This is a genomic window from Helicobacter aurati (assembly GCF_003364265.1).
Lineage (GTDB): Bacteria > Campylobacterota > Campylobacteria > Campylobacterales > Helicobacteraceae > Helicobacter_A > Helicobacter_A aurati.
In genome coordinates this window covers 49,884-76,528 of sequence record NZ_NXLW01000008.1, presented here as the reverse complement: position 1 = coordinate 76,528, position 26,645 = coordinate 49,884, and the positions used below count along the sequence as shown (strand labels likewise).

The following is a 26,645-nucleotide window of genomic DNA, read 5'->3' as shown; positions in this document are numbered from 1 at the left end:
ATTGTAAGATTTGTGTGCGAGATTTCTCTTTGAATCCTATGAAACACATTTCTTCATTGTTGATGCCTGTTAGGAAGTTTATGATGGTGTGGGCGGTGTAATAATATATTTTAATAATATAAAATGCAATAAATCTATAACATAAATTTTAGCTAAAATCTTTGGGGTAACTTGATTCTCTGCAAACGCAAAGCACGATAAAATCTCAAAAGACCTAGCTTCTCTTTACTTCCTAACGTATAATAAATATTTCGTAAGTATGCAAGAGCGAAAGATTTATCAATCCCTATGTGTTTTACAGAACGCATAATAATGTAATGAGGGATTTTAATTCCTTTAAAACGCGATTTACCTCTGCCCAGTTTGCGCACAAAGCTTAACATTAAATTTCGGTAAAAATCAACATAAGCATTCATGCACATTCTCCCAAAAGTAAAAGGTAAGTGTGTTTTCTGATACCACAAATTTGCCATATCAATAAAACTACAACTATCTTTGTGTAGATAATAATATTTAAGTGCACGATCGCCTATCATTACTTGTCCATTCAAATGTAAAATTTTACAAAGTGCATTAGAAGTTGCTGATTGGTAATCATCCCCAGAATCTGAAAGAATGGCAAGCACACTCCATACTTCTTTATGAGCAATAATACCGACATCGCAAGCCTTAAAGATTCTATGAGATTTTTCACCTGCAACAGAAGAAATAAAACCCGCATCAATGCGTCGAAAAAGAAAATCTTTATTTAGCTTCGAAGGATAAGTTTTTCGAAGAAAAAAAATAGATTTAGGACTCGAACTCATTTTGTATTGCTTAATAAAAACATCAAAAACCAGTAAATTAAGATATTCAATCTTTCCAAAACGCATAAAAACTCCTCAAAATAATTCATTAATATGACTAGAAATATAACAAAAAATTGAAATACAAGTAATGTACTGTAGCTTGTCTAATTGTATAAATATAATTTATATTGTTTAATAAAAGTATAAAAAATAGAAAGCATAATAATTTCTTGGGAGGGTACCCATAGAGTAAATTGTTTGGGATTTCTTGTTAAAAGCAATGTTTGCATGTCTTTTGAAAAAGTATTAGTATTGCTCGTCTGATTACAAAATATTAAGATACCTAAAAAATAATCTGGAATGTTATAAGGCGAACCTCTCCTTATAACAGAAATTTGCAATCAGCAAATGCTAAATTCTATGTAAATAATACAGAGACTTTAAGTATGACTCAATAAACAAAATATTTATTATAGAATAGAAAACTTGCAAAAATGCACAAACAAGAAAACCTAAAAATTAGAAAAATACTATAAATAAAATTAACAATCAAAGGATACTTTCTAAATATAAAAAATTAAGAATCGCATAACTAAACATAAGTTAATCAACACCAGCATGAAAAAATCAATACAAATTTAACGCAAAATTTCATGACATTATTGCTTAATTGCATACCCACAAATATAAAAAGTATTTTGATTCTGATTAACCTTTAAAAACGTTAGCAAAAAATGTAGCTTAAGATTAAAAAGCAAAATCCTAACAATCAAAAAATACAAACAAGATAATATTGCCATAAACTATCTGGTAGACTTTACGTCTAAGTAAACAAAAAATATTCAAAAACCTTGTTAAAGACAAGAATATGAAATTACAAAGATTCTTTCTTGAGTTTTAATAATAAAAACTTAAAAAGAATCTGTGTATCAATTCGATAAAGCCTTGTTTAACAATCAGTAATTATCGTTAGATGCAGATTTCATCTTAAAATTGCAATATATCCTGTAATTGACTAAAATATTAGAAAATATTATACGCAAAAATACTTGAAACAATGACAAAGTTCAAAGAAACACATAGGTAAAAGAGAAAATCATCTATATATCCATATATAATGAATCAAATATTACTGCTCTACAATTATTTTATTTCATCCGTCTATCGTAAAGCCACCATTTTGCGTCTTAAATATGCAATCTTACTCTGCAATGGCAACTCTTTCGGACAAACATCGTGACATGCAATCAAACTCATACAACCGAAAACACCGTCATCATTACCCACTAATTCATAATATTCTTCATCCGTGCGTTCATCATGGGGATCAATCATATAACGAACAATTCTATTCATACCTGCAGCACCAACAAAATCATCTCTCATAACTTTAGTTGCACAACTAGCAATACAACAGCCACACTCAATACATCTATCAAGCTCAAATACTTCATCCGCAATTTTAGGTTCAATAGGTACTTCAAGTTTGGAAATATCTGGTCTATGTTGTGTGTGAATCCAACTCTCAACTCTCTTCGTCATACCCTCAAACCAATCGCCTGTATTCACGCTTAGATCTTTAATGAGTTTAAATGCCGGTAATGGCATAAGAGTGATGACACCATCAGGAAAGTCTTGAGTGAGTGTTCTACAAGCAAGTCTAGGTCTCCCATTAATCATCATGCCACAACTACCACAAATTCCTGCACGACAAACAAAATCAAAACTTAAATCAGGGTCTTGTTGTTCGCGAATCATATTCAATGCAATAAAAACCGTCATAGAATGGGCTTCTAGTAATTTATATTCTCTAAAATGCGGCTTAGAAATTGCACTTTGAGGGTCAAATTTCAATGCCCTAATAGTAATAGTTCTTCCTTGTTCTGCACTCATTGCTTATCTCCTAATCTTTGATTTCTCATTTTATAATGTGGTTGCAAATTGAATGGCATTAAAGCTTCTTGTATAGCATATCTATCGCCACCTTTTGCTTGAATTTCTTTGGTAATTTTTTCTATTTCAGCTTGTCTCTTAGCACTGTTTGGATGTTCAATAATCATACCTTTTGCACCATAACCACGGAAACCAGGTGCTATTTCCATCTTAAGAATATCTAAATCTTCATAGGTTATATCTGGTAAGGTTTGATTTGGGTCATCGCTCCAACCTGCAAGAGTCCTCTTTAGCCAATTTAAATCGTCTCGTTTTGGGAAATCTTCTCTTGAATGTGCTCCTCTAGATTCTGTTCTATCAAGAGCACCTTTAGCGACACATAAAGCTATCTTAAGCATTCTCGGAGTACGGTAAGCATCTTCAAGTTCAGGGTTATTATGTATTTTTTTGTTACTTACATGTATATTTCTCGTGCGTTTATAAAGTTCTTCTAGTTTTTTTACTGCTTCTTGCAAACTCTTTCCTTCACGGAATATCCCAACATCATTATCCATAATATCTTTCATCTGATTCTTTAATTCATAAATATTTTCTGTTCCTGCATTATTCAATAATGATGCAATATGTGCTTCTTCTTTTTTAATAAATGATTCTAACGTCGATGTTCGTACGTCAATTTCTGCATTTTTACAAAACTCTGTAAAATAACCACCGATAATCATACCTGCCACAACAGCTTCACTTACGGAATTACCGCCCAACCGATTAAAGCCATGTAGATCCCAACATGCAGCTTCGCCTGCAGCAAACAGCCCTTTAAGATGAGATTCTCCTCTGTAATCTGTACGAATCCCTCCCATAGAATAATGTTGCATAGGACGAACTGGTGCCCATTTTTCAGCTGGATCTAATCCAGCAAATGTTTTACAAATATCCTGAACATCTCGCAAATTACGTTCAACATGTGCTCTGCCTAAAATAGCAATATCCAACCATAAATGATCTCCATAAGGAGATTTTACACCCTTTCCATTACGTATATGTTCAAGCATTCGTCTTGAAACAACATCACGACTTGCTAATTCTTTTTTCTCTGGCTCATAATCTGGCATAAAACGATAACCGTCAACATCACGTAAAATTCCACCATCACCACGGCAACCTTCTGTAAGCAATATTCCACTAGGGACAAGTGGTGTGGGATGAAATTGCACAGCCTCCATATTACCTAACTTTGCAATTCCAGTCTCCATTGCTAAAGCGGCACCAATACCTTCACAAATCACAGCATTAGTAGTATTCCTATACACTCTACCATATCCACCTGTAGCAATCAATGTCCCCTTAGCTACATAAGCAATCAATTCGCCAGTAATAAGATCACGCACAACTGCTCCATAGCATCTACCGTCTTGGTGGATAATTGCAACAGCTTCTTTTCTATCTTGAATATCTACGCCGAGTTTATATGCCTCATTTGCCACAGCATAAAGCATAGTATGCCCTGTTGCATCAGCTGTATAACAAGTACGCCACTTTTTTGTTCCACCAAAATCTCTTGAGTGTATATAACCGTGTCTAAAGTCATCTTCAGTAATCGTAACTTTCTCACCATTAATAACTGCAGGTCTATCACCCTTTTGAATTCTAGTCCATGGCACACCAAATCCAGCTAGTTCACGAATAGCTTTTGGGGCAGTAGTAACAAACATTCTAGCCACATCTTGATCGCAACCCCAATCGCTACCTTTTACTGTATCAGCAAAGTGCAGGTCTTCATTATCGCCATCGCTCTTAATGGAATTTCCTAAACTTGCTTGCATGCCTCCTTGAGCAGCAGCAGAATGGCTTCTTTTCACTGGAACAAGACTCAATACAATTACATTCAATCCTTCTTGTTTAGCCGCTATGGAAGCACGTAAACCTGCTAAACCTCCGCCAATAATCAATGAATCGCAATATACTACTTTCATAAATCTTCCTTTTAAGGTTATTTGCTTAAATTTTCTTTCGCGATAGCAACTGCTTTTGTCGCTATATCTTGGGGGCTTGTTGCTTCTGCTTGTGCATGTTTGCCAAAATTATTATGATCATATTCTTTTGCTTCATTAATGTCTCTAAAAGTTTGATTTTTTCCTTTAGAAAAATAGGCATAAAAGGTTGCTAATCCTAGAATAATAAAAAATGCACTCATAGCCCATTTGGCATTCCTTAATCCTGTGATTCCTAGTCCTTCAAACCAGCCCCATTTAATACATAACCTATACAATCCAATAGAGCCATGAAGCTCAACTGCAAAAAGCAACACTAGGTAAAGGAGCCAAAAATTTTGACTAAAAAAGCGGAAAGATGAGCCATTGGGTCCAATAGTATCGGGTTGGGCAAACATAATATACAAATGAACACTTGCAAGAAAAAACATCACAAAGCCTGTCATAGCTTGAATAAACCATAAGCTTGTATCACTGTGCTTCATAAGATGTTTATGTGCTTTCAATGCTAAAAACTGCTTATAATTAATGGGAAATTTGCGCATTGCTAAAAAAGCATGTGCTACAAATACAATAAAAACAAATGCTGCCACAGCACTAACAATTCTAGGTTCGCCTGCAGCAATAAAAATACTTCCCTCAAAGAATTTAGTAATTGCATACATAAATTCATCGCTGATAAGTATGCTAGAAACAAAAAACATGTGAAAAATCATAAACAAACCTAAAAATAACCCCGTTGCGCTTTGCCACCAATCTAGCTTGGCGGGCACTCTGCTTTTTTTACGTTCAGGAGTTATACCTAAATATCCTTCAATAATCTTCTCTTCTTGCATTAAGCCTCCCTTAAAACTTAAAATGGATAATTCCAAATTGTAATAGCATATAACTGACTTTAGGTTATATGCGATTGCAAAAATTATAAAATATATTTGCTTGAAATAACTTTAAAATTTAGTATTTATTATTTTTTTGTAGTAATGAGTAAAAATTACACATTACTTATTTTTTACAAGAATATAATTGAGGATTTAATTTTTATTTTATGATATATATAAGGCTCTTAAAACTTTACTAGATTTTACCAAGTTTTATAGTTTTATCTATATTATAATGCAGGATTTAATTAGACTTATCTATCATCTTTTAATCATGATGGATATTAATATTCTTGTTTTATCTAGGAACACAAGTGAAAAATATAGTTTTAATTGGCTTTATGGGCAGCGGGAAAAGTACTTTAGCACCACTTTTGGCTCAAGCATTAGGTAGCAAGTGCATTGATAGTGATAACTATATAGAATCACAAGAAAAACGTAGTATTACAGAAATTTTCGCTTCACAAGGCGAACAACATTTTCGTAATTTAGAACAGCAATTTATTCATTCTTTCGAAAATACACAAAATTATATTATTGCTACTGGCGGAGGCATGCCAATATTTAATGATATAAGTAAACTGGGAATCTGCCTATATTTACAAGTCGATTTCAAAATTATCACACAAAGGGTTATGCAATCTCCAAACATAAGACCATTGTTCTGCGATTTGGAAAAGGCAAAACAGCTCTTTATACAACGAGAACCTACATATATACGAGCAAGCAATATCATTATTAATGCGAACTCTACTCCCGAACACGTTTTTCAAGATACAATGAAAGTACTTCATGATCAAATTAATCAAAAATAAAAACTATCATTTCCTACTTGTACATTGCAATGAAATGACAAGTTTGGCTTCTCTTATTTTCTGTTTGCCGTGTGCGGAATCCATCAAATCATTTTATCCTCAAGCCAATATTAGCTTTCTTATTCACTCTAGTATGCAACATTTATTAAGCAATAACCCTTTTATTCATAATATTTTTTTTATCGATACTGAATCCAATCTTACTAAAACACTCAAAAAAGCGCAAATAGACATATCTATTTCGTTCATTTCAGATAGAAAAAGCACCTTAGCTTTATTTTTAGCGGGAGTAAGAATCCGCATAGGAATATTTTCCCATTTATATTCATTTCTGTTTAATTATAAAATTAAACAGCCTCGACATCCTTTCAAAAAGCATGAAACGCAATATTATCTTGATTTATTAAAACCACTAAATTGTCAAGGCATCTTCTTCCCTAAACTCTATCTTACAATACAACAAAAACAACAAGCACACAAGTACCTAGAATCAAGATTCTCTGAAAAGCCAGATTCCCATCTGATTATTATTTGTCCTAGCAACGACAATAATGCTCGCGGATGGTTAGCGAAGAATTTCTTTGCTATCGCCGATCTATTGGCAACAGAACACACGATTCTGCTTGTTACACATCCTAGCGAACGTGTGGGTTATAGTGCTTTATTAGAACAATATGCGCATTTGCATGCAAAAAATCTCTATATAACGGCTGATTCCAATGAACTTTTAAGCATTATAAGCTGTGCAAAAATCTTTCTTTCTAACAATACTCTATTGTTGCATTGTGCGAGTGCATTAGGAATTGCAACGGTAAGTCTTTACCTCTATACAAAATACAACAACCCTCTACGTTATGGAATCTTTAGTGAAAAAAAGAATCATATTATCCTCACGCCATTTGGCATATTTTCCCACCGTAATCTTGCAGAAATTACTAAAGATTTTACGCAAAATGAATTGCAAGGTAGGCGCATAGAGGATATACAACCCGAGCTTGTCTATAATATTATTAAAACCCAAGTACAACAACAATGAGTAATCAATATAACAGAATCAAAAGCCCCCTAAAATATTTGCATTTGATGCTACTTGTACTTTACTCGATAGGCAACGCTCAATCAATCGACACAAACGTTATTCTTCTTTTTAAGAATTATGAAGATAAATTGCTTAAAGAATCTCATATTACTGAATATCTTATAAGCGAAAAACTTGATGGCATAAGGGCAATATGGGATGGCAAAGTCATGAAAACACGTAATGGGAAAATTATTCCTGCTCCAACATGCTGGATAAAATCATTTCCTCCATTTCCACTTGATGGAGAATTGTGGACAAAACGTAATGATTTTGAGAATATCTCAAGTATTGTTCGACAACAAAAGCCGACTTGTAAATCATGGGATAGAATCACTTACTATGTTTTTGATGTGATTCCTCCTTATAATTTTAATAAACAATTGTGCCAAACTCCTACTACCAAAACCACTAAAAACCTACCATCTGAATGTAGCCTCTTAGGTAGATTAACAAAAATACAAAACTATCTCGACAGCCATCCTCATCCACATATAACCGTTCTTCAACAAGAAGTTGTCAAATCCAAAAAAGCATTATACGAAAAACTACGTGTTGTTACCAACTTACAAGGTGAGGGATTAATTATCCGCAAAAACTATAACCCCTATCAAGGTGGTCGAAATAATGAGAATCTCAAACTCAAAAAACGTCAAGATTCAGAATGCAAAATCATAGGCTATGTAGAGGGCAAAGGGAAATTGCAAGGCAAAATGGGGGCAGTAATTTGCACACAAACAAAAGCTAGTCTTAGGCAATCCACATCGAATAATCACAACAAATTATCCATAGATTCTCAAACTGAAAATATTAGTTTTAAAGTTGGCTCTGGTTGGAATAATACATTACGTGAGAATCCACCCAAACTCGGCAGCATTATTACATACCAATATCAAGGACTAACAAAAAACGGCATACCAAGATTCCCGACTTTCTTAAGAATCTATAAGGAATAAGCAACGCAATAAAGAATCACTACAATCAAGCTACTCTATCACTACACGACAACCAACTCTCGTTTTAGTTCTAATCTTTCAATAGCTTTTCTTAACTTACCAATAAGTTCGATTTTAGCCGCACCATTTAACCTAGTATCACTTGTGATTTGTCTTACGCAGTTTTTGGCATATCCAAGCAGAAAGATTCTTAATTCATACGCAAATTCTTTTGGGCTAAAACATTTCGCATCGCTTTTAAAACGTAGAGCTACAATTCTATCGTGTTCTCTTATACCTTGCGCTATCATAGTAAACTCTTCATGATATTGCCGAAAGTGCCTTGCTTCCAAAAACTGCATGCCAAGATAAAAATTCTCCTCGCTATCAAGCATATTAACAAGAATATTTGCCTCTGCAATATTTTCAAAGTGTGTAGGTATAAATATTTCCTTATGAGAGTTACGGTATGTTTTTTTAATATGCCGTTTCTCAATATTAAGCATTTGTGGTAATCTTTGCTCTTTATAATCATCTTGTATAAGTGGACTTAAAGTAGACATAAACTCCATACTCGCCTTTAATGCTTGTTCTTTCTGAATGGGATTATGTAAATCAAAACGAGAAATAATGCTCTCTAATACAAAATCAATAAACGGCTTAGCAGTTTCTAAAGCTACTCTAAATTCTGTCTCCTGATGTAATAGAATCATATCAGCAGGATCAAACCCATTTTTCAAGAGAATCACGCCACCATCTTTACTCTGCTGAGAAAGAAATTTTGCCGCCTTATACGCCGCATTAATTCCGGCATTATCCCCGTCATAACACATATATATTCTTGGACTATCCTTATTAATAATTCCTAAATGCCCCTGATTCAATGCTGTACCTAAAGTTGCGACAACATTACGGAATCCTGCTTGATGCAACAAAATCACATCTAAATAACCTTCACAGATAATCATACTTTTCTGCTTATATATAAATTGCTTTGCCAAATGATAACCATAGAAGATTTTAGATTTATTAAATAATTTACTTTGAGGAGAATTAATATACTTCGCAATATTTTTATCTTGACTTAAGGTTCTTCCACCAAAACCGACCACCGAACCATTACTTGAGTGAATAGGAAACACAATGCGATTTGCAAAACGCGCATACGGCTTATTGTGGCTTTCCCCAAGAATGCCATATTCTAAAGCTTCTTGATAATCAAGATTATGCTGCTGGATTGCTTTTTGTGTCTCAAAACTCGCCCCGCAATAACCAATCTCAAAAGTTTTAATGGAATCCAAAGTAATACCACGAGAAAAAAGGTATTGCATAATTTCTTGCTGTTTAAGAAGCTGATGATGATAAAAAAGTGTAAGTGTAGAAAGAATCTCGCTTTTCTTTTGTGGCACACCACTTTCATACTCGAGTGGAACATGAAAAAAATGCGCAATGCTTTCTACTGCCTCCTGAAAATTTATATGCTGATATTCCATAATAAATTTAATTCCATCCCCGCTCGCGCCACAAGCATGACAATGATAAAGCCCCTTTGCCTGACTAATAGAAAAGCTTGGCGTTTTATCATCGTGGAATGGACACAATGCCATAAAATTCGACCCTACTCTTCTTACGTCAATATAATGACCGATTAAATCAATAATATCAATATGTGTTTTGAGTGTTTCAAGGCTTGCTTGAGTAATACTTGGCATTATTTTCCCCTCAACAAAGCTAGCAGGATTCTAGCATAGTTTATCTATGTTATAATAAGCTAGTATCTTAGAAACTAGAGGGAACACATGCAACAACCCCACACGCATTCCAGATTCTTAGCATGGGTTTTTCTGATTATTGCAATTAGCTTAGAAATTGGAGGAATAACACTCCTGCAAATCATACCATCATGGCTACAAAAATTGGGCATACAAGAATCCATAGAAATCTATGGATTCCATATCGACACCAAACTGCTACCAAAAATTAACTTACTCTGCATGATAACACTCTCCTATTATTGCATGTCGCTTACTCTACGTACTATTGCGCTTGGAGTTGCTTATTCTGTATGGGAAATAGTGGGATTAATTGGCATTTTATGTATTTCTTTCCTTTTCTTTGAACCGTCGCTAACAACACAACAATATTGCGGAGTAATTATTGGATTCATAGGAATTATCTGTGTAATAATGGGCGAAAATCACGAATAGATAAAATACCGAAATAATTAAAACCAAAGGAACAATTATGAAACTAACAAACAATAATACTTGGCGCATTTTCAGAGAAAAAGGAATCAAGCAAGCCCTAACACATCGCCTAAACAGAATCTTACGTGATAATATTTTTATCGACTTATTTATCCCGCTTGCATGGCAATTGAATAAAAAACTACCAAAAGGATACAAATTCCTCTATATCGCATCGCACGCAACAGGGCACAACGCTATGCAGAAATTTCTTACACAATGCAATATCCAAACGAACTGGCATTTTGAAGAAGATGGCTACACGAGATATAAAGATATTTATAAACGTTTGATTAAAGATAAACATCATTACAACATAATCACTCTATCTGAATATAACTTCACAGATCATCAAAAGTTTTTTGCAACAATTCGCGAAAAAGTTCCCGCCATTATTCTCGTAAGGGATCCTATCGCGATATGTAAATCCGCAATTAATCATTCAATGGAGAGAAAGAATATAACAACAATAATACGGGGGGGGGGGGCAGACCTTAGTGCCCTATTTTCAGACTGCATACAATATAACGGCTACAACACGCAAACCAAGCAAACTTTCCTTTCTAATACACCATCTTTAAATATGCTCGAATACCTTATTTCTCAACGAACTTCCATGCAAGGCATGCAAACCTCCTTCATAACCCACGCTATTAAAGAATCTTTACCGTATATTACGAAAATCCACTATATCGATATGAATGAAATAACAGGCAAAAGAACTTGGAAAAGTATCAAAAAACTTTCTTCTCTATTTGATTTTCTTCCACCACAAGACAAGCATTACTTTGAAGGAAGTCTTTATGGCTCATTGCGCCCCTTTTTACCCATAAGATTCCATATCCCCTATAAGAATCAAGATTTAGAATTTATTTGCAATCTACAACAACATAGCATGACTTTCGAATCATATAGCTACAATATTACCTCTCAAGTGATGCCAGCTAATTATAAACACGATAAAAACTTTAGCCATATTATGATATGGACGACCAAAGCAAGTCTCGAGAAATTGCAAGAGAATCCGTGCAAAACCTTCGTTGTTCAAGAACTAGATAAGCTGTTTTCTATTTTACAGAATGAAATGAATCGCAATGATTCTAAGAAACTCACTGAAAAAGATGTCTTAGAATACTTGCAAAGAAATCCGCAAACAGCAAAGAAACTAAAAGTGATTTTGGACGGCGAAATAGAACACATCAAACAAACTCGACCAGATATTATAGAATCATGGCGGTATTATTTGGAATTTGAAGCAATATGCAAACGTTGTAACATTTAATCAGTGTTGTTTTTAATTGTTATTTCAATATTTGATTTTTGCAAGGACATAAAATTTTTTAACTCTCTGTACTCGTCCTTAGTAAAAAAACGTGTCGTACCAAGCGGAAGCGCATTAAGGCTTACAAATCCATAACTTACGCGCTTCAAATCTAATACATTCGCTCGGAAATGGGCAAAAAAACGTCGTATTTCCCGATTTCTACCTTGATTCAAAGAAAGCTTTAATTTGGAAAATTTACCATTTTTAAGAATCTGAAAATCCATAGCGGGAAAATCCATAGATACACTACTACCAAGAGCATGTCCGCCGGCTTTTGAATTTTTGAGGGATAGCCCGTTAGTCATTGCATCGATAATTTTCTGATGAACCACAGAATCTATTTTGACAAGATAAACACGTTTGAGACTAGATTCCATTAAAAGACGTACAACTTCTCTATTATCGCTAAGAATAAGCAGCCCCTCACTTGCAAAATCAAGCCGTCCGACAGGCATAAAATGCGCATATTTAGAATCAAGGCTATCATAAATTACGGGTCGCCCCCTTGGATCCACTTTGCTAACCAACTCGCCTTTTTTCTTGTGATAAACAATTGCACTCCAACGTCGCTTTGCATGTCCACTAACATAATTAAGCAACTTGCCATCAATGAATATTCTAAAATCTTTCTGTGCCTCTCGTGGATTCTGAATAGCTAAAGTAGGTACATTAGTAAACCTGCTAGCAAGAATCTGATTAATTCTTACTCTACCTGTTTCTATTAATTTATCTGATTCTCTACGCGAATATTTACTATGTAATGCAATAAAATGATTTAAGCGCAAAATTAACCTTTATAATACTTTTGCTGACTTTGCAGCTTTCTGTGCTGCTTGAGCTCATTGGCAGTGGGTTTCATTTTGCTTGATTTTTTATGCGCTCTATCTTGGGATTTCTTAGTATTATAATTAGTTGCTTTGCCTAATTTTTCTGTTCTTTTTTTTCCATACGTTCTGCGAGAGTTATCCATTGTCTTCGCTTCATCTTGACCGTGTATATTGTGTTCTACTTCCTGCTTACTCAATCCAATCTTGACATTTTTCTGCAAATGCAACGTAAGTAGTTTAAGTGCTAATTGTGTAGCATCAATCTTATCTTTCACATTCTCATAAAGCGATATGGCGGAATCCAACACTTCTGCTTGAAGAATCTCATTAATCACTACATCATCGCTGACATTGGGCACTTCATAAAGTTTAAGCTGGGATTTCGTACTGCTTTGAATCTTCTTTAAATCTTTATATTCAAGTGGAGTAGAAAGTGTTATAGCTACGCCTTTATTCCCTGCACGACCTGTCCTACCTATTCTATGTACATAAGATTCTATATTCAAAGGAATATGATAATTAAAGACATGGCTAATGTTACTAATGTCCAATCCTCTAGCTGCAACGTCAGTTGCCACCAAAATATCAGCACCTTTTTTCTTAAAAGCCATAATGGCGTCTCGCCTCATACGTTGATCCATGTCGCCGTGCAAAGCTACACTTTTATAGCCTTTGATTTGCAAAAAGGTATTTACTTCTTCAGCTTCTTTTTTAGTTCGAATAAACACAATACTTTTATGAGGAGATTCGGTATCAATTAATCGTACAAGTGCTTCATTACGTTCATTTTCATTGATAATATAATATCGTTGAGAAATATCCTGATTAGTTGTATTTGCTGAACTAATCCTAATATGCAAAGGGTTATAGAGTATTTTTTCAGCAAGTTCTTGTATGCGCGGGGGCATTGTTGCAGAAAAAAGTAAAGTTTGCACATTATTAGGAATGAATTTAAAAATCTCCTCAATGTCGTCTATAAAATCCATATCAAGCATTTCATCGCATTCATCAAGCACTACTACATTAGGACAAAAATTCTTCAGCCTTTCATTCTTAAGATGATCTAATAGCCGCCCTGGTGTAGCTATCATAACTTGCGGATTGCGATCAATAAGCTCAATTTGCTTTTTGATACTCTGACCGCCATATACACAAATTGTTTTAATCTTGAGAAATTTTCCTAATTTAAAAATCTCATCGCTAATTTGCATTGCAAGTTCCCTTGTAGGAGTGATAACCAAAGCTTCAATAGAAGAATCATTTTTTAAACTATGCAAAATAGGTAGAGCAAAGGCAGCAGTCTTGCCTGTTCCTGTTTGCGCTTGAGCTATAACATCTCGTTTTTCCATTATTGGAGGAATTGCTCGTTCTTGAATTGGGCTGGGAATGCTAAAACCGGCTTCTTTGATGCCTTTTAGCACTTTTTTGTTTAATCCCAATGATTCAAAGCTTACGTCAGAAAGAGAATTATCACTTTCCGAATCATGTGGTAGAATTGCTGCATGTTTATTCATTACAATGCTCCTCTTTGTGGTTAAAAATTCCCATATTATAACACTGAATCTTCGGATTTCATCAAATCTTTAGAGACACAAAAACTTCTCTCTACATTGCTTAAAATATTCTAAACTAGCAAAAAATTAGATGATATGATCCAAAAATGTATAACTCATAAAATGCTATAATATAATGCTGAACTTCAATTAATGAAAGGATTTGTCAATGCCTCAACACTCTTTTTCACTAATCAATGACAGAGGCTGCTGTGGCAATATACAAGGAAGCACGCAGCATCAATATAGCACGACACAAAGCCTCTTACATCAATTTAAAGCTGGTAACAATATCAGAATGCAGCTACAATTTGCGAATATAGAATCGCTTGAAGTCATAGCACAAGCAATTAGAGAAAGAATCTTAGAAGTAGTCAGTAAGAACGGCGGACATTTAAGCTCTACTTTAGGAGCAGTAGAGCTTATTGTAGGCATGCACACCGTATATGATTGCACAAAACATCCATTTATCTATGATGTAAGCCATCAAGCTTATGCGCATAAACTACTTACAGGAAGATATGAACAATTTAGCAGTCTAAGACAATTTGGTGGCATCAGTGGTTTTATAGCACCAAATGAAAGTGCATTAGATTATTTCATTGCTGGACATAGCTCAACCTCGTTATCTTTAGCTGTGGGTGTCGCCAAAGCACGCAAACTCAATAAACACAGCAACAATCAATCTGGCGTTGCAAAATTAACAGGCAAACCCATAGCAATGATAGGTGATGGTGCTATGAGCGCGGGATTAGTTTATGAAGCACTCAATGAACTAGGAGATTTAAAATTGCCTGTGGTGATTTTACTCAACGACAATGAAATGAGTATTGCTAAACCGATTGGTGTAATTTCGAAGATTCTCTCAAAAACCATTGCCACTCCACTCTACCAATCCATGAGAGAACGAATAAAAAAGATAGTGGATAAAATGCCCGAAGGAACGGCTTTCATTGCAAAAAGATTCGAAGAGAGCTTTAAACTTATTACCCCTGGACTGCTTTTCGAGGAATTTGGCATTGATTATATTGGTCCTATTAATGGAAATAACCTAGAGGAAGTGATTTCTGTACTAAAAAGTACGGAAAACCTCAATCGCCCCGTTCTTATTCATTGTCAAACTATCAAAGGTAAGGGATACCAAATCGCGGAAGGAAAATATGAAAAATGGCACGGAGTTGCCCCTTTTGATCTGCACACTGGGAAAGCACTTGCTGCCAATGCAACAGAAAGTCCTACGCAAGTTTTTAGCAAAACCCTGCTTGCTATGGCAAAGCATCATAGTCATATCGTAGGGGTTACCGCTGCAATGCCAAGCGGTACTGGGTTAGATAAACTCATAGATGAATTTCCTGAAAGATTCTTTGATGTAGCCATAGCTGAACAACACGCTGTTACATCTATGGCGGCTATGGCAAAAGAAGGGTTTAAGCCTTATATCGCTATATATTCCACATTCCTACAACGAGCATTCGACCAAATTATCCACGATGTCAGCATCATGAATCTTCCCGTAGTCTTTTGCATTGATCGGGCTGGCATTGTAGGTGAAGATGGCGAAACCCATCAGGGTTTGTTAGACATTGCCTATTTACAAAGCATTCCGCACATTGTTCTTGTCGCCCCGCGAGATAATTTAAGCCTAGAATACGCACTGCAATGGAGTGTTAATGCTAACTTTCCGCTCGGTATCCGCTACCCTAGAGGTAAATTCATTGCGCAAGATTTCTACATTATACGCGACATGGAATCATTCGCCAATATGCAGCAGCATTATTCTGATTCTTCAAACCTACATAATCATTCCAAAGAACAAAGACGTTGCATGGCAAGTCAGATAATCGCTTGTGCATTTTTCAAGAAACAAAAAGATTACAAAACACATTTACATCATAAGAAAGCACAAATGATTTTAGATAATTGGGAGAATGCTTTTCATACGCAACACGATAATCTCATTCCCGATTCCCTTAGTCATATTTCTGTACAAGATTCTTTACAAACAAATTCGGCACAAATACACTCGAATAACAAAGGAACAAACGACACAATAAATTTTCCGATAACACACGATACGTGCAAATGCCCTATTCTTTTCTTGGGCTATGGTAATGGTGTGGGCAGAGCGGCTGCTACATTAGAATCACTTTATACAGAATACGGATTACAAGCTCATCTTATGGATTTGATTTTCCTAAAACCCCTCGATTCTCTTTCCCTCGTTCAATGCTTGCAACAATATACTCATATTTTTATCTTTAGTGATAGCTACAAAATTAACGGTGTAGGCGCAAGGATCATGCAGTTTGCCAATGAATTATATACCAAGAATGAATTGTGCAAGATTCCAAAGATTATAAGTTTCGAAATAGATGATATATTCGTTAAACATGGAAAAACCGAACGTGTAGAGCAAAGTTTAGGCTTGGATTGTGTTTCTTTAGCACAAAAAGTGCATTCGTTTATTTCGTAACTCTGTCGTTTGCCAAAGAGAAATAACAACATAAATTTATCATTAGATTCTGTGGAGGTTAAATTAGCATAAATGTTATATAATCATTCCTTTTACTACATTGACTAAAAGGGACAATATGCAGCAATATGGAGTACATTTTAAAAGCATGGCAAAAGCCATTTATATTGACGAAATGAATCTAGAAGACTTTATCGTGATTGATATTCGTGAAGAAGAGGAAGTTAATGCCGCACGTATTAAGGGGGTACCAAATATTAGAGAACCCCATGCAATTTATAACCTCGCTCAAGATAATCCAGATAAAAAAATCCTCGTACATTGCAAAGTAGGAGGAAGGGCTTCGCAAATGGGAAATATTCTCGTAACAATGGGATGTAACAACATTTATTTTTTCGACGATCTCTTTTCAAGATTCTATGAAAAATTCGAAATTGTAGGTACACAGAAAGAATGTTTGCGCGAATTGCAATGGTAGTTTCTATTTACAATACTGATACACTACCCGCGCAAATCTAACATATATGCAGTATTAAGCGTACTGAAATCCCACAACGGTGTATTTTGCCCTACTTCAATTTTTATTTCATCAAAGCCATGCAAGTCATGCAAATGATTCTCTAAGATATTTTTTACTTTCTCACTCATAACCTGTAATCTAGCAGTAATACCAGAATCTTCAAGCATAACCAACCCGCTTATCTCACCCAAATGCAAAAAAACACTATAAAATTCCAAAAAATCAACCTGTTTTTTTATTTGCACAAGCCTGTCTCTACCGTTATCATCTTGAATAACCATGCTAAAAACACCATTTTGTAATGCTATAAGAAGATTAGACAACTCCAAAAATTCCTGTTTTGTAGTAGCAAGCGGCAATCTTTCAAGTAAAAACTCCTTAAAAAGATTCTCAATTTGCTTACCGCTTGCATGAGATTCATTCAATAGTTCTCGCAAATCTTTTGTGTGTAGTTTTAAGTAAGAACTCTCAAGCTGCTGCAATATCGCTGGTTGCTTAATTAGGTCAGAGATTATAAGCCCCTCCTTTCCTTGCTTAACATTCGCCCAATAATTTGTACCAACCGCGAGTTCTTTATTGCTATTTGTCTCGATTACAAGTTTACCTAATTGCACAAGATATTTACCGCCATCTTGTTTGCTTAAAATCCGTAAAAGCATAGGCAAACTTGCATTAATTTCTTTATTGTTACTTGAAGTAGCAATTTGACTCAAAAGACCTTGCAAATGCGCTGGCTGTATCATAAAAACCCCTCTATACTTTCAATATCTATTACGATCGCCACAAAGATATAAGCTTTTCTGCATTATGTCGGACAAAATCATGAGAATCTTGAGCCTGTAAAGACGATGTTCTTTTTTGCCAAAGACCTGAAATTACGGCAATCATATCTGCCTCCCTTAATAAATGCACATTGTCTGGAGCAATACCACCAATAACGCAAATGGGAATATCACACTTCTGTTTAGCACTCTTAAGCAACGCAGCTGGAGCTAGAGTAGCATTTGGCTTTGTAGGAGATTGAAAAAATGAGCCAAACGCAACATAATCGGCACCCAGAGATTGATAATAAAGGGCAGATTCTAGACTAGCATAACAGCTCACACCAATAATACCTTGAAAATTCTTGCGTATGGTAGAGAAACATTGCAGTTCCTCTCGCCCTAAGTGAACACCGTCTAACTGCATTTTGATTGCAAGTTTATATCTGTCATTAAGAATAAAAAGTATGTTTTTTTCTCGACAAAATAGTTGCAAATCTTTTATTAGCCCCTCTATCTCTTTATCATTGTGAATCTTGTCTCTAAATTGGAATATTTGTAATCCACCGTCAATTGCAGATTCTAAATAGTCAAATATTTTTGTATAAGGTGTGAGATTATAATCGCTAATACCATAAAGTCCAAACAATTTATCACGCATAAGAAATCTTTTTACAAAATCACAAAATTAAAAAGTATCCAGATAAAATAAATACACTCACTATAATCAGTTACTTAGCAGAATGATTAAGGATTTCTGTCAAAAGTTGTGCAATATTTTCAACAACATTGTTATTGGTAAGACGATATTGCCTTGCAAGATTCTTAATATCCGTAGAAGTTACGAACACATTGCGCTTAGAATCCTCCCATACGATAATTTTCAATGGCAATTCAATTCCTATTTGTTGATTTTCCTGCATGAGAAGTGTACCAACTTTTGGATTCCCAAAAACTATAACTTTTGTTGGATAAAGTTGCAATTCAGCTTCTTGAGCGTTTTTACTATGATTAAATTCTGTAAATATTGGTATATTTCTTTGTGTCAAAAATGTATAGACATTATTGATAGTCGTGTCAAAGTCATAGCGACTTTTTACAATTTGTGCTGTATTCCCCATATTAACCGCCATATAAAAAAATGCTATAAATACTAAAGCCCTCATACTAATTAATCCTATTAAAATTTATAAAATTAATAATCTATCATACGAGTATTAATGATGTATTTATTTAGCATTCCTTACAAGCACTTTCTACATTAAAAGCTTGATTTGGTATGTTTAAAAGCTTGCCAAACAATACGCGTCTTATGTGAATTGAACGAATATCTTTAAATCCGTGCTGTATTGTGTTGAGGGCTTTGTCATGTTAAATTTCCTTGTGATGTTACGACCATTCTTGTCATATTTGCAAGTGTGGGCAAAATCCTTGCGGATTGTGCGAGGGCTTGCTCGATGCGAGAGTGGTAGCGACTAGCACGAACAAAGTTCTTGCCCATATTGCATTCCCAAAGGGATAAACATCTCTTTTATTTGTCATACTGAGCGAATGCGAAGTATCTCTGTCATTCTGAAGTTTCCTAGAAACTGAAGAATCTCTATAAGCATCCATTAAATGAGATTCTTCACTTTACTTAGAATGATAAATAAGGATAAACAGAAGTATTGGCTGTGCCTATGCTTTTTGTTGAATTGAATTATTTTCATAAAAACTCCTCTTAAGTTTAAGTCAGACAATATGTAAAGTTTTTCATGCAAGTTCCTTGAATAATTTTTCAAAGTACTCTTGTACGCATGCATTGGTCTTAAAATCCATAAAGGCATCTGAAATTTTGAGAAACTCCTCGTGATTGATAAAAATATCTAAATTACCAAAATAATAAGGAAGTTTATCGGCGAATTTCTTAAAATGATGAATGTAATAGTAGTATTGTATGTTATCTTGAAATACACGAATAGAGTTTGCGCTGCATTTTGTCATAAAAGTTTGATTGCGTTTGAGTGCATTGATGTCTCGTAAAGTATGAAAATAGGCGATTTCTTTACGCTTGTCTTTTGGGTTTGGATATTTTAGGACATAATTACCAATAAAATCAAAGTCATTTAATCGCAGTTTTTTCCCGCTATCCGTACTAAATTGGTAATTTTTAATAAAATCATAATCCATTCCCCGATTATCTTTTATATAGAGAGCAATAATAATTGGAAAAAAAGTTTTGGAATGGGGTGTAAAAATTTCAGAACTGATAATTATATCCTCAAGCAGTGCATAACACTCCTTGAATAATTTTAACGCCTTGAAATTACTCTCTTTAATCAGATATGAGAGTGGGTGAAGCACACATATAAAACCTGGATTAAGAAGCGCAAAAGATCGCAAGAATGAGATTCCTAAATCCCTGTGGGCGAGATTTTTATCTATATCAAAAAGTTGCCGTTTAATGCCATTATTAATAATGGAAGTTTTATCATTATAGGGTGGATTTCCAATGATAATGAGATTTTCATTTTCTGGGATTCCAAACTTAGAACGAGACACATTTAAAAGAGAATTTGTCGCAATTGTACGGATTTTAGAATTGACTTTTTGCAAGGCAATCTCATCAATATCTGCACCTAAATATTGATAATCACCGATGAAAAAATCCCCATAACCACAAGCACTATCAAAGAGCAAAAAATCCTTAAGATTCACTCTTTTTTGTAGTAGCTCATAGGCTTTTTGGACAATATTTGTGGGGGTATAAAACGAACCAAGATTAACGGTTCGTTCTTTGTTTAGGTGTTTTTGCATTGATTCTTTATCTCCCTATTATATACATAATCTATCGCATACTAAATAAGCAATTTTTTTGTAATAGATTAAAATTACTAATTAAAAGCTCTTTGCCAATGTTGGCTTTTTCTTGTTTATAATTATTCATTCCATATTGCAAGCTCCATTCAAGAATATAAAAATCCTTATAGAGATTTCTAATAATCTGACTATCATCATAGGTTAGTAAAAATTTATGATTTGTTTGCTTTAGATTTTCACAAAGCATTTTATGGTCAAAATGCGTATGCAAATCCCCCTTTTTGCCATAGAGTTTTGATTTGGTTGTGCCATAATATGGAGGGTCTAAAAAGATAAAGACGTCCTCTCCGCCTTTGTGTAACAATTCTTGATAGTCATTGGAATAGAAATGAAAATTATCGAGAATGCCCTGTATGGGCTTTAGTCTCTCAATGCTACTTTGCGTGAAGCGCGATTCGAAGGCTTTTTGTGAGTATCCTCCACAATCGACCACGCCAGAAAATGTGATGCGATTTAAGATGAAAAAATCGACTGCTCTTTGAAAGTTGCTTAAATTTTCATTTCTTCTAGCCATTAAAAAATGATAGAGTTCTCTCCCGTCTTTAAATGTTTTTTTTAGCCTTTGAATTTCTGCAATAAGATGATTACCTTGCGTTTTGAGAATATCCCAGAAACAATAGACATCATAGTTGCAATCATTAGCGGAAAATTTTATTTTTTTGCTAGAAGCATATTTTTGTATGAGATAGATTCCGACACTCCCACCGCCAAAGAATGGCTCGCGATATTCTTTAAAATTTGTTGGAAAATATTCTTTTAAATATTGAATTGCCCTTGATTTGCCACCGGGATAGCGAAGGGGAGATTTGCAGAATCTAGCTTTCATCAATTTATCCAAATTTCAAAATTATTTTGCTTTGATTCTGTATTTAAAGCTTTTAGGGTGGTAATTTGAGATGGGCTGAAGGTATTGTTTTGAATAAAAGATTCGAGATTCTCATTTGGCAAAATAATGCTATTTTGTAGAATATTTGAAGTTAATCTCAAAATAATCTTGAAATTATCATATCCTTCAATCTCGGAGAGATTATTATAAAGCATAAGTTTTAAAAGTCCATCTTTTATATCATCGTTACTTGGTAATAACGCATTTTTACTATGCTTGCTTTCGCATAAATATAATATGTCATTTTTAAAAAGAATATCATCAATTGTGAAAAAATATTGTCCACCTAAATAATTTTCTATAACAATTTTTGATTTTTGTCCTATGCCAATATATTCCTTAGGTTGTAAAGTCAAACTTTCTCGGTTTTGAGCTTGTTCTGCCTTTTTTCTTGAAAATTGCATAAAAGATTCTCTGCTCTGTAAGATTTTTTGTATAAACTTATCTATATTTTGAGGATTGTGAAGTTTAGTATTTAGAATAGCAGAAATATTTAAGTAAGATTTTTTTGCAAGATTTACAAGCCTTGAAAGATTTTTATTGTTTAGCTGGTTAAGATTCCAATGCAATGCAGATTGATGATAGTTGACAAGTTGAGAGAGTTGTTCTACAATGTATTCATTATTAAAAAGCTGATTCGTAATTTTATCAATTTTGCTTGTGTTAAGTTCTGCTTTATCATAAAAACCTATAATCACATAGACATTCAAGAGACTCATTAAAGAAAGCGTATCCCATTGCAAATAATCCATATCTCCATTAATGCCCTCATCTTTAATGAGTGGAATTATCGTTACAACTTTGTTTGCTCCGCTATCAAAAGTATCATATACTCTAGCATAAGGATAAGACCGTGTGCGCTTGGGGCTAACCCATTTGCTTAAAGCTAAAGTTTTATTCTGAAAATTAATGAAACACTTACTAGGTAAAGCATTAATATTTACGAACGTAAAGTTTTCTAAATTCTCTTGCCATATTTTTTTATAAGAAAAATTTTGAATTTGTGCTTGTAACATATTTATCTCTTATTATCTAGGTATTATCTAAGCCTATTAATATCTCACACTTCCGTCTTTAGCAGCGCATAGCGGCGCAACCATTTACTTGGAATCTCTTTTTTACAGGCTTCCATTTTGCCCTGCGTGCCTCCAAAACAGCAGAATCCATTTCATAGTTAAATCCTTATGCCCAATTTACTGCCAATGTCCTTAAAACCAGAATCTAGCATACAATTCTCCAAGCTTCTTTGGGAAAATAAAAATCGTCCATCACATACAAATCCTAGCTCTTCCCAATCTACATTATTTAATCTCTCACACAATTCTTGTAAGATATTAGAATCTGCTTCAAATTTTGGAAAAATCGCTAAAATAGAGCCATCATAAGCCTTGCAAGAATGTAAGAAAAAAGGTTTTTTATTCCGAGTTTTGGTGTTGACATAGATTCGTGGTTTTTCGCTTTTATGATAATCTCTGCCCCAAGCCCACCAATTACTTTCATCAAATTTTTTAATTTTTCTTTGTAAAAGCCTTTCTTTAAATTGCTCCAAATATTTGCAGTCTTTTGCCCATTCTCCATAAATCATTGTTTTAGTTTTGCCGCTTTTTGCTGTGGCAGAATGGACAAACTCTACATTGCCCCACTTCTCACTAGCAAAAATAGAATCTGCCCCACTCACTGCCCCAACTTTGACAAAAAACAATGAGCTAAAGGGAATACTATAAGATTTTTTAGTAAAAAGAATCTGTCCATTGATGCAACTAAATTCCCTCAAACATTGGGTTTTTCGCCCAAAATTACCTTTTTCAAACCTCCATATAGCACAATTTGGTTGAGCCTTGTTAAAAATCTTTTTATCTCCCAAATCTATAAAATCTGTTATGCTACCTTGCGAGAATAAAAACTCATTGAGTTTTATGCTTGCTGTGCTTTTTAGAAAATCTCTAGGCGTGATAAAAATCAGTTCCCCCTTATCTTTTAAATGCAAGATAGATTTATAGATAAAAAATAAATACAAATTCGAGCGAGAATCAAAGACATTTTTATAAGTGCTTAAAAGGAATTTCGTAGAATCTAAAATATCTTGATAACGCACATAAGGAGGGTTGCCGATAATGCAATCAAATTTTTCACTTACAGAATAGCTAAAAAAATCAATATTTAAGACAGACTTATCACAAATGACTTTGGAATCTAGCTCTATGCCTATTTTATTGCTAGGTAGATTTTCAAAAAATGCTCCATTCCCGCAGCTTGGCTCTAAGAATCGTGGATTAGAAAGCCTCTTGGTGCTTTGAATGAGATTTAACATATCGCTTATAATATGTGGTGGTGTGAAAACTTGCCCTAAATTTTCTACATCAAGATTCATAAAAATATCTCCTAAAATGGAGGTAGGCTTCTGCTCTTAATTTTAAAGATTTTTCAAAAGAACCAAGTAAAAATGTTTTTGCATTTTCAAAATCTCTCTTAACAATACCGCGATTATTATCCCATTTTGCCTGAAAGGGCATTATCTGTTTAAGAAACAGAAAGATTCTGCCCATTACACTATCTTTAACCATATCTGAGATTTTATGTTTCATTATGCAAAATCAATAAAAAGTCCTTTTGTAGTACTTATAGAACAAGAAATTAAAAGATAAGTTATAACTCTCTAACAGCCCTCATCGCCTCTTCAATGGCAGTATGCGCATAGGCGTCCCAATTAGCATCAGAGTTTGCAATCGTGATATTTCCATAGGGTTTTTTTGCCTCTGCGATGATTTTTTCACTCTCTTTTTCATCATCATAAAGAGTATTGAGGGTATAAGAATAGCAATGCGCCCACCGATTAAGAGTGATGGCTAAAATATCTCTTTTGTGCTTAAACCCAACAGATCCTAGCATTCCTTGTAATTGCTCTCTTAGCATTTTTTCTAATTCAGAAAAAGGGAGACTAAAAAGCTGATGACGCGCTAGCCTTGACTGCTCTCTTGCATCCATGCTATCACCATCTGCTATCTCTCTACTTAAAACCACAGGTGCAGCTACCATATGAAGGCAAATAGGCTTTTTAGGATCTTTTGGATGCTCATAACCTCCCATATTCACAGGATAATCTAGCTTTGTGCGCACATAAAACATACGCGGGGAATAAATCTCATGCACCCCTAGCTTGATAAAAGGTTCCCAATTTTTGATAATAACTTTTGTGTGGATTAGTGGAGTTTTGACACATTTTGATAATGCGTTCTTTTGAATCTGCGGCATATCTGGGATGATATAAGGAATAGAGCTATTATAATTTGCCATAATCGTCTTTTTGGCAAAAATCTTATGAAGTTTCTTATCCACCCCGCTTGCATAGGTAACTATCGCGCCATCTTTTGTATTTTTGGCATTAATCACCGTGCTATTTAGTCGAATCCTCGTTGGCGTATCCGACATATCAAGCTTGGAATAATCAAAGTTTGCTAAAACCACATCATCGGCGCTTTTTATGGGGGCGATACTAGGGATTAGCTTTTGCACCATTAGCCTTGCGATACTTGCATTACCATCTGGAAAATGATAAATATAAGGCTCATTAATCTCTGCTTCTGCTGCTTTACTAAGTGGAGGGAGCTTTAAATTATCAAACCCGGGCAAAAAGGAACCTCTAGCGTCCTCACAAGAGATAGAATCTATCCCAAGAGCTAAAAAATCATCTGTCATTCCCTCAAAAAATAAAATGGCTTTAGGAGAGAGATTGACTTTATCTCTTAAGAAATTTCTATAGCTTGTTTTCTCCACATATTCTACCCTCTCTTCCTCGCTCATGCCTTCTAAATAATCCTTAGGATTCTCAAAAAGCGCAATCAAATCCTCCTTATCCTTTTGCGACATTGGGAAATCATCGATAAAGTCTTTATAGCTTCTGCCATTTATCCTATCCTCTGGAATATCATCACAAATAATCTTTCTTGGATTGCCACTTACGACTTTATCCGCGCCAAAATCTTTTTTATTAAAATACACACCACGACTTAAATTTAAATCAGGATAGAAATTGACATTAAAACTTTTTGCTAGAGTATCAATATCAACCCCCAAGCCCTTTAAAAATTCTACAATCTCTTTTGAATAAAGAGCCTTTGGAGATTGGAGCGATTCACTCCCTCCATAGCTTAGAATCATCCTATCTCTTAAATGAAATTCATTTCTTCTAGCATGCCCGCCAAAATCATCGTGATTATCCAAAATCAAAACTCTTTTTTGATTTTTATTTTTATCTTGATAAACACATGCCGCGCACAAGCCGCTAATTCCAGCCCCAACGATAATCAAATCATATTCCTCTTCTATTGGCAAAGATTGGAAATCAAAGTTTTCTCCATCGCGTAGCATATGAGCAAATTCATAACTTGCATCAGTGCTCCCGCGTAAGCCTGTTAGCTTTGGGGGATAGTAATTATCCTCTAAAAGAATTTTTGCAGCCTCTTTTTTTGCCTGCTCCTTGCCATACAATAGCTCTAGCGGAGATGCTCCAGCTACGACTGTAAGGGCTATACCATTTAAAAAATCTCGTCTTGTTATGCTCATATTTTTTCCTAAATATTAAAATTATTGCATAGTTTCTTTTGAATATTCCTTGATACAACAAATGTTTTTTCAGATTCAAAATACACAAAGTCCTAGAATCTACCTAGACTTTCTAAACCATTGTTTGATAATGCAATTCTTACTCTTAGTTTATATAATATTTAATATTGAATCGTTGATTTTTTACAATTTACTTCGATAAAGCAAACATTGCATTACAAGAAAAGCGATAATATCCTATTTAGATTCTTTCAT

The 26,645-nt window shown here is 34.5% G+C and carries 24 protein-coding genes; 7 read left to right on the top strand and 17 right to left on the bottom strand.

Translation table 11 applies throughout. From position 1 onward, the window contains the following. Window positions 1-152 precede the first annotated feature (152 nt). The 4 genes from CQA66_RS05465 to CQA66_RS05445 all read right to left on the bottom strand — a co-directional run bounded on the left by CQA66_RS05465 (window position 153) and on the right by CQA66_RS05445 (window position 5,508). A complete protein-coding gene (locus CQA66_RS05465; protein ID WP_104762351.1) occupies window positions 153-872 on the bottom strand; it encodes an MqnA/MqnD/SBP family protein in 720 nt (239 codons plus the stop codon). 1,077 nt (window positions 873-1,949) lie between these two features. After that, on the bottom strand, window positions 1,950-2,681 hold the full coding sequence (locus CQA66_RS05455) for a fumarate reductase iron-sulfur subunit (protein ID WP_104762349.1): 732 nt from the start codon (window positions 2,679-2,681) through the stop codon (window positions 1,950-1,952). Continuing rightward, on the bottom strand, window positions 2,678-4,654 hold the full coding sequence (locus CQA66_RS05450) for a fumarate reductase flavoprotein subunit (protein WP_104762348.1): 1,977 nt from the start codon (window positions 4,652-4,654) through the stop codon (window positions 2,678-2,680). The genes CQA66_RS05455 and CQA66_RS05450 overlap by 4 nt, the downstream gene beginning before the upstream one ends. 17 nt (window positions 4,655-4,671) lie before the next feature. Continuing rightward, a complete protein-coding gene (locus CQA66_RS05445) occupies window positions 4,672-5,508 on the bottom strand; it encodes a fumarate reductase cytochrome b subunit (protein WP_104762347.1) in 837 nt (278 codons plus the stop codon). Window positions 5,509-5,864: 356 nt separating this feature from the next. On the opposite strand from CQA66_RS05445, the gene CQA66_RS05440 reads away from it, so the two are divergent. Genes CQA66_RS05440 through CQA66_RS05430 form a run of 3 tightly spaced genes read left to right on the top strand, consistent with a single transcriptional unit; the run spans window position 5,865 to window position 8,399 of the window. Further along, on the top strand, window positions 5,865-6,365 hold the full coding sequence (locus CQA66_RS05440; protein ID WP_104762346.1) for a shikimate kinase: 501 nt from the start codon (window positions 5,865-5,867) through the stop codon (window positions 6,363-6,365). A gap of 43 nt (window positions 6,366-6,408) precedes the next feature. Further along, window positions 6,409-7,401, top strand: coding sequence for a glycosyltransferase family 9 protein (locus CQA66_RS05435; protein ID WP_181882242.1), 993 nt, complete (start codon window positions 6,409-6,411; stop codon window positions 7,399-7,401). Then, window positions 7,398-8,399: a DNA ligase gene (locus CQA66_RS05430; RefSeq protein ID WP_104762344.1), complete on the top strand. Its 1,002-nt coding sequence runs from the start codon at window positions 7,398-7,400 to the stop codon at window positions 8,397-8,399. Before CQA66_RS05435 ends, CQA66_RS05430 begins: the two co-directional genes overlap by 4 nt. Before the next feature lie 41 nt (window positions 8,400-8,440). Here CQA66_RS05430 and dnaG read toward each other — a convergent pair whose 3' ends face one another. Next, window positions 8,441-10,090, bottom strand: a complete 1,650-nt coding sequence (gene dnaG, locus CQA66_RS05425) for a DNA primase (RefSeq protein ID WP_104762343.1) — start codon at window positions 10,088-10,090, stop codon at window positions 8,441-8,443. Window positions 10,091-10,177: 87 nt separating this feature from the next. Here dnaG and CQA66_RS05420 point away from each other — a divergent pair, with 87 nt between their 5' ends. Together CQA66_RS05420 and CQA66_RS05415 are read left to right on the top strand one after the other, a co-directional pair. Next, window positions 10,178-10,585, top strand: coding sequence for a DMT family transporter (locus CQA66_RS05420; protein ID WP_104762342.1), 408 nt, complete (start codon window positions 10,178-10,180; stop codon window positions 10,583-10,585). Window positions 10,586-10,622: 37 nt separating this feature from the next. Continuing rightward, window positions 10,623-11,906: a DUF2972 domain-containing protein gene (locus CQA66_RS05415; protein WP_104762341.1), complete on the top strand. Its 1,284-nt coding sequence runs from the start codon at window positions 10,623-10,625 to the stop codon at window positions 11,904-11,906. On the opposite strand, the gene CQA66_RS05410 is transcribed toward CQA66_RS05415, so the two are convergent. Together CQA66_RS05410 and CQA66_RS05405 are read right to left on the bottom strand one after the other, a co-directional pair. After that, window positions 11,903-12,733, bottom strand: a complete 831-nt coding sequence (locus tag CQA66_RS05410; protein ID WP_104762340.1) for a pseudouridine synthase — start codon at window positions 12,731-12,733, stop codon at window positions 11,903-11,905. The genes CQA66_RS05415 and CQA66_RS05410 overlap by 4 nt on opposite strands. Before the next feature lie 2 nt (window positions 12,734-12,735). After that, the gene (locus tag CQA66_RS05405; protein ID WP_104762339.1) at window positions 12,736-14,289 is read right to left on the bottom strand and encodes a DEAD/DEAH box helicase; all 1,554 of its coding nucleotides are present in this window, start codon (window positions 14,287-14,289) and stop codon (window positions 12,736-12,738) included. A 337-nt stretch (window positions 14,290-14,626) separates the two neighbouring features. On the opposite strand from CQA66_RS05405, the gene dxs reads away from it, so the two are divergent. Continuing rightward, complete coding sequence (gene dxs, locus CQA66_RS05400; protein ID WP_233707658.1) at window positions 14,627-16,801, top strand: 1-deoxy-D-xylulose-5-phosphate synthase; 2,175 nt, start codon at window positions 14,627-14,629, stop codon at window positions 16,799-16,801. 118 nt (window positions 16,802-16,919) lie between these two features. Continuing rightward, the gene (locus CQA66_RS05395; protein WP_104762337.1) at window positions 16,920-17,279 is read left to right on the top strand and encodes a rhodanese-like domain-containing protein; all 360 of its coding nucleotides are present in this window, start codon (window positions 16,920-16,922) and stop codon (window positions 17,277-17,279) included. A gap of 23 nt (window positions 17,280-17,302) precedes the next feature. Here CQA66_RS05395 and CQA66_RS05390 read toward each other — a convergent pair whose 3' ends face one another. From CQA66_RS05390 to CQA66_RS05345, 10 genes are all read right to left on the bottom strand, one after another. Further along, entirely contained in the window at window positions 17,303-18,064 is a 762-nt protein-coding gene (locus tag CQA66_RS05390) for a hypothetical protein (RefSeq protein WP_104762336.1), read from the bottom strand. A gap of 28 nt (window positions 18,065-18,092) precedes the next feature. Beyond that, window positions 18,093-18,743: a thiamine phosphate synthase gene (locus CQA66_RS05385; RefSeq protein ID WP_104762335.1), complete on the bottom strand. Its 651-nt coding sequence runs from the start codon at window positions 18,741-18,743 to the stop codon at window positions 18,093-18,095. Window positions 18,744-18,813: 70 nt separating this feature from the next. Then, window positions 18,814-19,248 carry a DUF302 domain-containing protein gene (locus tag CQA66_RS05380; RefSeq protein ID WP_104762334.1) on the bottom strand — a complete coding sequence of 145 codons (435 nt, stop codon included), beginning with the start codon at window positions 19,246-19,248 and terminating at the stop codon, window positions 18,814-18,816. A gap of 200 nt (window positions 19,249-19,448) precedes the next feature. Then, the gene (locus CQA66_RS09595) at window positions 19,449-19,583 is read right to left on the bottom strand and encodes a hypothetical protein (RefSeq protein WP_267892933.1); all 135 of its coding nucleotides are present in this window, start codon (window positions 19,581-19,583) and stop codon (window positions 19,449-19,451) included. Window positions 19,584-19,834: 251 nt separating this feature from the next. Beyond that, entirely contained in the window at window positions 19,835-20,878 is a 1,044-nt protein-coding gene (locus tag CQA66_RS05370; protein ID WP_104762332.1) for an N-6 DNA methylase, read from the bottom strand. A gap of 31 nt (window positions 20,879-20,909) precedes the next feature. Further along, complete coding sequence (locus CQA66_RS05365) at window positions 20,910-21,767, bottom strand: DNA adenine methylase (protein ID WP_104762331.1); 858 nt, start codon at window positions 21,765-21,767, stop codon at window positions 20,910-20,912. Then, a complete protein-coding gene (locus tag CQA66_RS05360) occupies window positions 21,767-22,843 on the bottom strand; it encodes a hypothetical protein (protein WP_104762330.1) in 1,077 nt (358 codons plus the stop codon). The genes CQA66_RS05365 and CQA66_RS05360 overlap by 1 nt, the downstream gene beginning before the upstream one ends. A 158-nt stretch (window positions 22,844-23,001) precedes the next feature. Beyond that, on the bottom strand, window positions 23,002-24,198 hold the full coding sequence (locus CQA66_RS05355) for an Eco57I restriction-modification methylase domain-containing protein (protein ID WP_104762329.1): 1,197 nt from the start codon (window positions 24,196-24,198) through the stop codon (window positions 23,002-23,004). After that, window positions 24,188-24,412: a hypothetical protein gene (locus tag CQA66_RS05350; RefSeq protein WP_233707656.1), complete on the bottom strand. Its 225-nt coding sequence runs from the start codon at window positions 24,410-24,412 to the stop codon at window positions 24,188-24,190. The genes CQA66_RS05355 and CQA66_RS05350 overlap by 11 nt, the downstream gene beginning before the upstream one ends. 61 nt (window positions 24,413-24,473) lie before the next feature. After that, complete coding sequence (locus CQA66_RS05345; protein ID WP_104762328.1) at window positions 24,474-26,390, bottom strand: flavin monoamine oxidase family protein; 1,917 nt, start codon at window positions 26,388-26,390, stop codon at window positions 24,474-24,476. Between the last annotated feature and the right edge of the window lie 255 nt (window positions 26,391-26,645).

Excerpts from the sequence above, each read along its gene's own strand:
- CQA66_RS05370 (WP_104762332.1), bottom strand. The coding sequence starts at position 20,878 with ATGCAAAAACACCTAAACAAAGAACGAACCGTTAATCTTGGTTCGTTT.
- CQA66_RS05355 (WP_104762329.1), bottom strand. The coding sequence starts at position 24,198 with ATGAATCTTGATGTAGAAAATTTAGGGCAAGTTTTCACACCACCACAT.
- CQA66_RS05385 (WP_104762335.1), bottom strand. The coding sequence starts at position 18,743 with ATGCGTGATAAATTGTTTGGACTTTATGGTATTAGCGATTATAATCTC.
- CQA66_RS05360 (WP_104762330.1), bottom strand. The coding sequence starts at position 22,843 with ATGTTACAAGCACAAATTCAAAATTTTTCTTATAAAAAAATATGGCAA.
- CQA66_RS05350 (WP_233707656.1), bottom strand. The coding sequence starts at position 24,412 with ATGAAACATAAAATCTCAGATATGGTTAAAGATAGTGTAATGGGCAGA.
- CQA66_RS05405 (WP_104762339.1), bottom strand. The coding sequence starts at position 14,289 with ATGAATAAACATGCAGCAATTCTACCACATGATTCGGAAAGTGATAAT.
- CQA66_RS05365 (WP_104762331.1), bottom strand. The coding sequence starts at position 21,767 with ATGAAAGCTAGATTCTGCAAATCTCCCCTTCGCTATCCCGGTGGCAAA.
- CQA66_RS09595 (WP_267892933.1), bottom strand. The coding sequence starts at position 19,583 with ATGGGCAAGAACTTTGTTCGTGCTAGTCGCTACCACTCTCGCATCGAG.
- dxs (WP_233707658.1), top strand. The coding sequence starts at position 14,627 with ATGCAGCTACAATTTGCGAATATAGAATCGCTTGAAGTCATAGCACAA.
- CQA66_RS05345 (WP_104762328.1), bottom strand. The coding sequence starts at position 26,390 with ATGAGCATAACAAGACGAGATTTTTTAAATGGTATAGCCCTTACAGTC.
- CQA66_RS05420 (WP_104762342.1), top strand. The coding sequence starts at position 10,178 with ATGCAACAACCCCACACGCATTCCAGATTCTTAGCATGGGTTTTTCTG.
- CQA66_RS05395 (WP_104762337.1), top strand. The coding sequence starts at position 16,920 with ATGCAGCAATATGGAGTACATTTTAAAAGCATGGCAAAAGCCATTTAT.
- CQA66_RS05455 (WP_104762349.1), bottom strand. The coding sequence starts at position 2,681 with ATGAGTGCAGAACAAGGAAGAACTATTACTATTAGGGCATTGAAATTT.
- dnaG (WP_104762343.1), bottom strand. The coding sequence starts at position 10,090 with ATGCCAAGTATTACTCAAGCAAGCCTTGAAACACTCAAAACACATATT.
- CQA66_RS05450 (WP_104762348.1), bottom strand. The coding sequence starts at position 4,654 with ATGAAAGTAGTATATTGCGATTCATTGATTATTGGCGGAGGTTTAGCA.
- CQA66_RS05415 (WP_104762341.1), top strand. The coding sequence starts at position 10,623 with ATGAAACTAACAAACAATAATACTTGGCGCATTTTCAGAGAAAAAGGA.
- CQA66_RS05390 (WP_104762336.1), bottom strand. The coding sequence starts at position 18,064 with ATGATACAGCCAGCGCATTTGCAAGGTCTTTTGAGTCAAATTGCTACT.
- CQA66_RS05380 (WP_104762334.1), bottom strand. The coding sequence starts at position 19,248 with ATGAGGGCTTTAGTATTTATAGCATTTTTTTATATGGCGGTTAATATG.
- CQA66_RS05430 (WP_104762344.1), top strand. The coding sequence starts at position 7,398 with ATGAGTAATCAATATAACAGAATCAAAAGCCCCCTAAAATATTTGCAT.
- CQA66_RS05445 (WP_104762347.1), bottom strand. The coding sequence starts at position 5,508 with ATGCAAGAAGAGAAGATTATTGAAGGATATTTAGGTATAACTCCTGAA.
- CQA66_RS05465 (WP_104762351.1), bottom strand. The coding sequence starts at position 872 with ATGCGTTTTGGAAAGATTGAATATCTTAATTTACTGGTTTTTGATGTT.